This is a genomic window from Amnimonas aquatica (genome assembly GCF_002943415.1).
Lineage (GTDB): Bacteria > Pseudomonadota > Gammaproteobacteria > Pseudomonadales > Moraxellaceae > Perlucidibaca > Perlucidibaca aquatica_A.
On record NZ_PTQZ01000043.1, the window covers coordinates 1 to 9,621 of the forward strand.

Genomic DNA, 9,621 nt, shown 5'->3' on the forward strand with positions numbered 1-9,621 from the left:
GCTGGCGTCCGTGCAGGCGGCTCTGGCGCAGGCCTGGCCGGTGTTCCAGGCCGAGGTCGGGGTCTACCGCACGGCCAGCATCGCCCTGGGCGGGCTGCCGCAGGGCAAGGTCAGGGTCGAATACCTGCCGGATGACGCGGTGAACGAGCGCGCCCGCAATATCGTGCAGATCGAGGGCGACAGCATCCGCTCGCACGAGCTGTTCACCGACAAGCCGCTGGGCGAGCAGTGGACCAGTTCCTGGAAGTTCCTGCACACCGGCCGCTACTGGGGCTGGCCGGGCCAGCTGCTGCTGTTCCTGAGCAGCCTGGCGCTGCCGGTGTTCGCCGTGGTCGGCATGCGGCTCTATTTCACCCGCCCGAGGCGCTGACGACCACGCCCGCCGGGCGCCACCGCCGCGACATGAAAAAGCCCGCATGCAGCGGGCTTTTTCATGTGCCTGGCGGCGTGCGCGTTCAGGCGCTGCGGCGCAGGAACAGCGGGGAGGGCTGGTCCGCCGAGGCGTGGTAGACCTCGTGGAAGTCCTGCAGGCCCTTGAGCGCCACTTCGGCATCCTTGTCGTCGCGGATGGCGAAAGCGTCGAAACCGACACGGCTCTGGTAGAACAGCGTGTCCTTGAACACGTCGCCGACCGCGCGCAGCTCGCCCTTGTAGCCGTAGCGGGTGCGCAGCAGATAGGCGGTGGAGTAGCCGCGACCGTCGGCGAAGGCCGGGAACTCGACCGCCACCAGGTCGAGCTGGTGCACGACGTCGGCGATGGCTTCGGCGAACTGGTCGGGCTTGATCTGCACGCCCTTGCTGCCGGCATGGCCGAGCACCTGCTCGCGGTGTGCCTGCAGGGTCTCCAGCGACACCAGCACATCGCCGGCGGGCAGGGTCAGCACGCCGTCGACCGGTTCGGCGACCTGGTAGCTGTCGGTGACGATGGCACCGGACTTAATCAGCGTTGGCATAGACACGCTCCTTGAACACGGCGATGCCGACACGGCGGTAGGTGGCCAGGAAGGCTTCGCCCGGCTGGCGCAGATCGAGATAGGTNCGGCGTTGCCGCCCAGCGAGACCTGGTAGAACTCCGAGCCCTTCTTGTCGACGCCGAGAATGCCGATGTGGCCGACATGGTGGTGGCCGCAGGCGTTCATGCAGCCCGAGATGTTGAGGTCGATCGGACCCAGGTCGTAGACCTCTTCCAGGTCGTGGTAGCGGCGCTGGATGGCCTCGGCGATGGGGATCGACTTGGCGTTGGCCAGCGAGCAGTAGTCGCCGCCAGGGCAGCAGATGATGTTGGTCAGGAAGCCGAGGTTGGCGGTGTCGAAGCCGAGACGGCGCAGCTCGGCGTGCAGCGCCTGCAGGTCGGCCTGCTTCACGTCGGCGAGCACGATGTTCTGTTCGTGCGTGGTGCGCAGCTCGCCGAAGCTGTAGCGGTCGGCGAGGTCGGCCACGACCTCCATCTGCTCAGAGGTGATGTCGCCCGGTGCCAGGCCGGTGCGCTTCAGCGACAGGGTGACGATGGCGTAGCCCGGCACCTTGTGCGCCGACACGTTGCGATGCACCCAGTTGTCGAAGATGGCGTCGCCGGCGCGGGCGGCGGCCAGTTCCGGCGCCACCGCGGGCAGGGTCTCGTAGGGCGGCTCGGTGAAGAAGCCGGCCAGGCGACGGAATTCGCTGTCGGGCACGGTCAGCGGCCCGCCCTGCAGGTGCTTGAACTCGGCCGCGACCTGTTCGGCAAAGACCTCGGGGGTCAGTGCCTTGACCAGGATCTTGATGCGCGCCTTGTACTTGTTGTCGCGCCGGCCGTGCAGGTTGTACACGCGCAGCACGGCGTCGAGGTAGGCGATCAGGTCCTGGCGCGGCAGGAACTCGCGGATCACCGAGCCGATGATGGGCGTGCGGCCGAGGCCGCCGCCGACCATGATGCGGTAGCCGACTTCACCGGCCTCGTTGCGCACGATGTACACGCCGATGTCGTGCAGCTGGGTGGCGGCACGGTCGAACTCGGGCTGCGCGTTCACGGCGATCTTGAACTTGCGCGGCAGGAAGGCGAATTCCGGGTGGAAGGTCGACCACTGGCGGATCAGCTCGCAGGTCGGGCGCGGGTCCTCGATCTCCCCGGCGATGACGCCGGCGAACTGGTCGGTGGTGGTATTGCGGATGCAGTTGCCGCTGGTCTGGATGGCATGCATCTCGACCGTGGCCAGCTCGGCCAGGATCTCCGGCACGTCGGCGACGGCCGGCCAGTTGAGCTGGAAATTCTGGCGCGTGCTGACATGGGCGTAGCCGCGGTCGTAGCGGCGGGCGATGTCGGCGATCCTGCGCAGCTGGCGGCTGGCGAGCATGCCGTAGGGCACGGCGATGCGCAGCATGGGCGCATAGCGCTGCACATAGAGGCCGTTCTGCAAGCGCAGCGGGCGGAACTCGTCCTCGCTCAGCTGGCCGGCGAGGTAACGGGCGGTCTGGTCGCGGAACTGCGCGACGCGGTCGTCGACAATTCGCTGGTCGTACGCATCGTAACGATACATTTCTGGGGAAATTCCACGTGGTTTTCTAGCGACCGCAAGAATAGCAGGGGTATTTCCATAGGGAAAATGGAAATTCCTGACGGTATTTATCAGAAATACTGCTATGAGGATGCCGACGGCTGGCAGCGAAGGAATGCCGGGCAGGCAGTGCAGGGCGCATGATCCGCCTTTTGTCGGACAATCAGCCAGGGTCTGGCGGGGCTCGGGTGCTGTGCTAGCATAGCCGGTCATGTCAGGCAGGTCGGACTTTCATCGAAATCATGAGTTTTCGCGCGAACGAGAGCCTGGCGGAGCAGATTGCGCATCATCTCGGCGAGCAGATCATCTCCGGTGATCTGGTCGAGGGTGAGCGTATCCAGGAAATGCGCATCGCCGGCGAGCTGGAGGTCAGTCGCGGCGCGGTGCGCGAGGCGCTGCTGATCCTGCAGCGCCGGCATCTGATCGAGATCTTTCCGCGCCGCGGTGCCGTGGTGGCGGAGCTGTCTCCGCACCTGGTCAAGGGCCTGTATGAAATGCTGGTGCTGCATTACGGCCTGATCGTGCAGCGCGCCGCCGAGCTCTGGCGCCAGGATGAGCTGCAGCCGTTCGCCGCGCTCATGGCCGAGCTGCAGGAGGCGGTGGAGGCGCAGGATATCGAGCGCTTCTTCGAGGGCGGTTTCACGCTGCTGGGCAATGCCACGCGCTTCGCTGCCAACCCCTACCTGGATACCGTGCTGGCCGACCTGCAGCCTTCGGCCCGGCGTGCCTCGTATCTCGCGCTGCAGCTCAGCCGGCGCGAGTTGGAGGAGTCGTTCGGCTATCTCCGGGGACTGATGGACGCCGTGCTGCAGCGCCAGTCCGAACGTGCCGTGGAGCTGGTCGAGGAATACCTGATGCACCAACGCAACCTGGTCCTGGAGTCTCTGCTGCGCGTCAAGCAGATCGAGATGGCCTGGGCCCGTCGTCACCGCCGCTAAGGAAGAAAAATGCGTCTGAAAACCATCAAGCTGGCGGGCTTCAAGTCGTTTGTCGATCCCACCAGCGCCCATTTCCCGACCAACCTGTCGGCGGTGGTGGGCCCGAACGGCTGCGGCAAGTCCAACATCATCGACGCCGTGCGCTGGGTCATGGGCGAAAGCTCGGCCAAGAACCTGCGCGGCGAGAACATGACCGATGTCATCTTCAACGGTTCGACCGGCCGCAAGCCGGTCGGCCAGGCCTCCATCGAGCTGGTGTTCGACAACGCCGACGGTTCGCTGGGCGGCGAATACGCGCAGTACGCCGAGATCTCGATCAAGCGCGTGGTCACCCGCGAGGCGCGTTCGGACTACTTCCTCAACGGCACGCGCTGCCGCCGCAAGGACATCACCGACATCTTCCTCGGCACCGGCCTCGGGCCGCGCTCCTACGCCATCATCGAGCAGGGCATGATCTCGCGCCTGATCGAGTCCAAGCCCGAGGAGCTGCGTGTCTACATCGAGGAGGCGGCGGGCATTTCCAAGTACAAGGAGCGCCGCCGCGAGACCGAGAACCGCATGCGCCACACGCGGGAAAACCTCGATCGCCTCAATGACATACGCGAGGAACTTGGCAAACAGCTCACGCATCTCGAAAAGCAGGCAAGAGATGCGGAAAAGTACAAGGAACTCAAGGAAGAGGAGCGGATTCTTCGCGCACAGCTTTATGCCTTGCGCTGGCGTGCGCTGGACGCCCAGGTGAGCCAGCACGAAACCGCCATCCGCGATCTCGAGGTCAGGCTGGAGGCTGCCGTGGCGGCGCAGCGCGAGCTGGAAACCACGCTGGTGCGCGACCGCGAAACGCAGTTCGCGCTCAGCGACGAGTTCAACAACGTGCAGAGCCGCTACTACCAGCTCGGCAGCGAGATCGCCCGCGTGCAGCAGGCGCAGCGCTACCGCATCGAGCGCCTGGCCGAGGTGCGCGAGGCGCTGGCCTCGGTCGAGCGCCAGAGCGAACAGGCCCGGCAGCTGCTGGAGCATGACCGCGATGAGCTGGCGCAGGCCGAGAGCGAGCACCTGGCGCTGGCGCCGGCGGCCGAGCTGCAGCAGGCCGAAGCCGAGGCCGCTGCCGAGCAATTGGCCGAGGCCGAGGTTCGTCTCGCCGACTGGCAGCAGGCCTGGGACCAGTTCAACCTGCAGTCGCAAGGGCCGCGCCAGCGTGCCGAGGTCGAGCAGTCGCGCATCCAGCACATGGAGCAGGCGCTGCGTCGTGGCCAGGAGCGCCTGGCGCGCCTGGAGCAGGAGCAGGCCGCGCTCAGCGGCGGGCCGCTGGAAAGCGAGCTGGCCGAGCTGAATGCCGAGGCGGCGGAGCAGAAGCTGGTGCTGGAAGAGGCCGAGGAGCGCATGGCGGCCCTGGTCGATGCCATGCAGCAGCATCGCCATGCCTTGTCCGAGGCCGGTGCCGAGCTCGATGCCCGGCGCCAGGCGCTGCAGGCCTTGCGCGGCCGCGAGGCATCGCTGCAGGCCTTGCAGGAGGCAGCCGAGAAGGGCCAACTGGCGGTGAACCAGTGGCTCAGCGAGCGCGGCATCGCCGGGCAGGCGCTGGCCGAGCAACTGCGTGTGGCCGGTGGCTGGGAAACTGCCGTGGAAACCGTGCTGGGCCCGCAGTTGCAGAGCATCCAGGTAGAGTCGCTGCAGAGCATCGCCGGACATCTGGAGGCGCTGGCGTCGGGCCAGGTCGCGTTCGCCGAGGCCGGCGCCGCATCGGCCGGCGCCGTGCCGGCTGCCGGCGGCCGCACGCTGGCCGGCTGCATCGAGTCCGGTCCCGCCTGGCTGCACGAGCTGCTCGGCAGCGTGCGCGTGGCCGACAGCCTGGCCGATGCCCTGGCGCAGCGCGCCACGCTGGAGACCGGCGAGACCATCATCACCCGCGAGGGCTGCTGGATCGGCAGCTCCTGGCTGCGTTTCCGCGCCACCCGCGACGATCCCACCAGCGGTCAGCTGGCGCGTCGCCGCGAGCTGGCGCAGCTGCAGGAGGAGAAAGCGGCGCTGGAGCAGGGCCTGGCCGACAGCCAGGCGCGCCAGCTGGAACTGCGCGAAGCGCTGCGCGAGGCCGAGCAGGGCCGCGAGACCCAGCAGCGCGAGCTGACCCAGCGCAACCGCGCGCTGGGTGACCTGCAGGCGCAGATCGGTGCCCGCCAGGTGCGCCTGGAGCAGTTCCTGGCACGGCGCGAGCGCATCGGCCAGGACATGCAGGAAGTGCAGCGCCAGTCCCAGCTCGACCAGGAGTCGCTGGCCGAGGCGCGCCTGACCCTGCAGGAGGCCCTGGAGGTCATGAGCCAGGATACCCGCGAGCGCGAAACCCGCCTGGCGGAGCGCGAGCAGTTCCGCATGGCGGTGGAGCAGGCGCGCCTGCTGCAGCGCGAGCGCCGCGATGCCCTGCACCGGCACGACCTGCGCATGCAGGCGCTGGCAGCGCGCATCCAGGGCCTGGGCAGCGGCCTGCAGCGCCTGGAGGAGCAGGCCGAGGGCCTGCGCGAGCGCCGCGAGGCGCTGAACGAGCAGATCCTGGAGCTGAGCGTGCCGTCCGGCGAGGATGGCGGCGAGCTGGAAACCCTGCTGGCGCAGCACGTCGAGGCCGAACAGGCGCTGGCCGAGGTGCGCGAGCGCGTGGAAGCGGTACAGAACCAGCTGCGCGAGGCCGAGCAGGGGCGCATGCGCGCCGACCAGCAGGTGCAGATCATTCGCGACAGCCTGCAGAGTCTGCGTCTGGAGTGGCAGAACGCGCTGGCGCGCCGCGAAGCGCAGCTGGAGCAGCTGCAGGAGTCCGAAGCGGTGCTGGATGACGTGCTGGCATCACTGCCGCCGACGGCCACCGAGAGCGAATGGCAGATGGCGCTGGAGCGTGTCGGCATCCGCGTCACCCGCCTGGGCGCCATCAATCTGGCGGCCATCGACGAGTATCAGGCCCAGGCCGAGCGCAAGACCTACCTCGACCAGCAGGATGCCGACCTCCAGGAAGCGCTGGAGACGCTGGAGAACGCCATCCGCAAGATCGACCGCGAGACCCGCGCGCTGTTCAAGGAGACCTTCGACAAGGTCAACGCCGGCCTGCAGGACCTGTTTCCCAAGGTCTTCGGCGGCGGCACCGCGTATCTGGAGCTGACCGACGAGGATCTGCTGGAGGCGGGCGTGAGCATCATGGCGCGGCCGCCCGGCAAGCGGAACTCGACCATCCACCTGCTGTCCGGCGGCGAGAAGGCGCTGACGGCGCTGTCGCTGGTGTTTTCGATCTTCCGGCTCAACCCGGCGCCGTTCTGCATGCTTGACGAGGTCGACGCGCCGCTGGACGACGCCAACGTGGGCCGTTTCGCGAGGCTGGTCGAACAGATGTCCGAACAGGTACAGTTCATTTACATTACGCATAACAAGATCGCCATGGAGATGGCCCGTCAGCTGATGGGCGTCACCATGCAGGAGCCGGGTGTTTCCCGCCTGGTGTCCGTGAACGTCGACGAGGCCGCCGCGCTGGCCGGTCAGTGACCGGTCGGCGTGCGACCGGAACAAGTTAAGCAGAAGGGGCTCGGGCTTTGATGATGCATCAACCACTGATCTGGCTGGCGGCGGGGGCGTTGCTGATTGTGGTCTGTCTGGCCTGGTGGCGTGCCCGTTCGCGCCGGCTGCGGCTGAGGATCGAGCATGTGCCGTCGGAGCGTCTGGACTCGACGCCGGTGGAGCGTCAGGAGATTCTCGGCCCGGCGCGCGTGCGCGAGCGTCGTGTCGAGCCTGTGCTGTCGCCGGTCGCCGAGCCGTCCGGGGCCGCCCCCACGCCGGATGCCGCCGCGGTCGAGCCTGCCGCGGCGGTGGCTGATGAGGCACCGGTCGAGGATGCGGCCGCTACTGCCGATCCTGTTTCCGAAGACCGACCCGGCAATGACACGGCGGACGCCGGTGTCGCTGCTGAAGAGCCTGCCGAGCCGGCCGCTGCCGAAGCCGCAGCGCCGGCACCGGTGCTGACCCAGGTCGATCTCTTCCCCGAGGCCACGGTGCCGGTGCGCCTGCCGGAGAGCGGTGTCCAGGCCCTGTTCCAGGGCATAGAGATGGATCCGGTCGATCCGACCCAGCGCAAGTCGGTGGAGACCCAGCTGCCGGACATCGACATGGTGCTGTCGCTGCATGTCATGGCGCGCACCCAGGCTTTCGACGGCGGTCGCCTGCTGGCCCTGCTGCTGCAGTACGGCATGCGTTTCGGCGACATGAACATCTTCCATCGCCACGAATTCCCGACCGGGCAGGGCATGGTGCTGTTCAGCCTGGCGCAGGCCATGGAGCCGGGCACCTTCAACCTCGACATCATGGAGCGCGACACCGTGCCCGGTGTCAGCTTGTTCATGAGCCTGCCCGGCTACAAGAGCCTGGCCGCCTACGACCTCATGGTCGATACCGCGCGCCGGCTGGCCCAGGAGCTGGGCGGAGATCTGCTCGACCAGAACTCGCAGACCGTCACCGCCGGCCAGTTCGACACCTGGCGCGAGCAGGTCATCGAGTTCGAACGCAAGCGTCTGATGTCATCGTGAGCACGGCCGACGTTTCCGCGCGCCTGCAGGAGCTGCGGGCGCAGCTGCGCCATCACGCCCATCTCTACTACGTGCTCGACCAGCCGGCGTTGCCGGACGGCGACTACGACCGCCTGTACGCCGAGCTGCTGGCGCTGGAGGCCGGGCATCCCGAATTGGTGACGCCGGACTCGCCCAGCCGGCGCGTCGGTGCCACGCCTGATTCGGCGTTCGCGCCGGTGAAGCACGCCGTGCCCATGCTGTCGCTGGACAATGTCTTCGATGAAGCCGGCTGGCTGGACTTCGACCGTCGCGTGCGTGATCGCCTGGGCTGGGAGCTGTCGGTGGGCGTGGCCTATGCCTGCGAACCCAAGTTCGACGGCCTGGCGGTGTCGCTGCGCTACGAAGACGGCCTGCTGGTGCAGGCCGCGACCCGCGGCGACGGCAGCACCGGCGAGGACATCACCGCCAATGTGCGCACCATCCGCAGCGTGCCGCTGTCGCTGCGCGCACCGGCCGCTGACAGGCAGACGCAGGCCGCTGCGCTGCCCGCATTGCTGGAGGTACGCGGCGAGGTGCTGATGCCGCGTGCCGGTTTCGAGCAGCTCAATGCCCGCCAGCTCGCCGCCGGTGACAAGGTCTTCGCCAACCCGCGCAATGCCGCCGCCGGTTCGCTGCGTCAGCTTGATCCGGGCATTACCGCGACCCGGCCGCTGGCGTTCTATGCCTACAGCATCGCGGCGCTGGACGGTGCGCCGTGGCCGGCCACGCACACGCTGACCCTGCGCTGGCTGGCGGCGCTGGGTTTCAAGATCACCGACCTAGCAGCCAGCGGGCCCGGCCCGCTGTTCGTGCAGCAGGCCTGGCAGGCCTTGCTGGATCGTCGCGACAGCCTGCCGTTCGACATCGACGGCATGGTGGTGAAGGTCGATGACCGCCGCCTGCAGCAGGACCTCGGCTTCGTGGCGCGCGCGCCGCGCTGGGCGGTGGCCTACAAGTTCCCGGCCCAGGAAGCCAGCACGCGTCTGGAGGCCATCGAGTGGCAGGTCGGCCGCACCGGCGCGCTGACGCCGGTGGCGCGGCTGGCGCCGGTCAGCGTCGGTGGCGTGGTGGTCAGCAACGCCACCCTGCACAATATTGACGAAGTGCACCGGCTCGACCTGCGCGCCGGCGACACCGTGGTCATCTACCGTGCCGGCGATGTCATTCCCAAGGTCATGCGCCGCCTCGACGATGACGGCCACGCCGCGCGCGCGCCGGTGGCGCTGCCGGACGCTTGCCCGGTCTGCGCTTCGGCGGTGGTGCGGCCCGAGGGCGAGGTGGTGGCGCGCTGCAGCGCCGGCCTGTTCTGTCCGGCGCAGCGCAAGGAGGCACTGCGGCATTTTGCCTCGCGGCGCGCCATGGACATCGAGGGGCTGGGCGAGAAGTGGGTCGACCTCATGGTCGACGCCGGCCTGCTGCACACGCCGGCGGACATCTACCGGTTGAGTGCGGAGCAACTGCTGCAGCTGCCGCGCATGGCCGAGAAATCGGCGGAGAACCTGCTCGCCGGCATCGCGAAGAGTCGCGATACCACGCTGGGGCGCTTCCTATTCGCGCTCGGCATACCCGAGG

Annotated in this window: 6 protein-coding genes and 1 pseudogene; 5 read left to right on the forward strand and 2 right to left on the reverse strand. The window is 68.1% G+C overall.

The features are described from left to right. Positions 1-370, forward strand: a 370-nt coding sequence (locus C5O18_RS03170; protein WP_206389703.1) for a PepSY domain-containing protein, incomplete at its 5' end; no start/stop codon positions are given. 85 nt (positions 371-455) lie between these two features. On the opposite strand, the gene C5O18_RS03175 is transcribed toward C5O18_RS03170, so the two are convergent. Both C5O18_RS03175 and C5O18_RS03180 read right to left on the reverse strand, forming a co-directional pair. Next, a complete protein-coding gene (locus C5O18_RS03175; RefSeq protein ID WP_105191409.1) occupies positions 456-953 on the reverse strand; it encodes a DUF934 domain-containing protein in 498 nt (165 codons plus the stop codon). Beyond that, positions 937-2,516: pseudogene (locus tag C5O18_RS03180) on the reverse strand (nitrite/sulfite reductase). Before C5O18_RS03180 ends, C5O18_RS03175 begins: the two are co-directional and overlap by 17 nt. Positions 2,517-2,776: 260 nt before the next feature. Here C5O18_RS03180 and C5O18_RS03185 point away from each other — a divergent pair. From C5O18_RS03185 to ligA, 4 genes are all read left to right on the forward strand, one after another. Then, positions 2,777-3,472, forward strand: coding sequence for a GntR family transcriptional regulator (locus tag C5O18_RS03185; RefSeq protein ID WP_105191410.1), 696 nt, complete (start codon positions 2,777-2,779; stop codon positions 3,470-3,472). 9 nt (positions 3,473-3,481) lie between these two features. Next, positions 3,482-6,994 (forward strand): chromosome segregation protein SMC, encoded by a 3,513-nt coding sequence (smc, locus tag C5O18_RS03190; RefSeq protein ID WP_105191411.1) that lies wholly within the window; start codon positions 3,482-3,484, stop codon positions 6,992-6,994. 50 nt (positions 6,995-7,044) lie between these two features. Then, the gene (gene zipA, locus C5O18_RS03195) at positions 7,045-8,028 is read left to right on the forward strand and encodes a cell division protein ZipA (protein WP_105191412.1); all 984 of its coding nucleotides are present in this window, start codon (positions 7,045-7,047) and stop codon (positions 8,026-8,028) included. Then, positions 8,025-9,621, forward strand: a 1,597-nt coding sequence (gene ligA / locus C5O18_RS03200; protein WP_206389704.1) for an NAD-dependent DNA ligase LigA, incomplete at its 3' end; no start/stop codon positions are given. The genes zipA and ligA, both read left to right, overlap by 4 nt.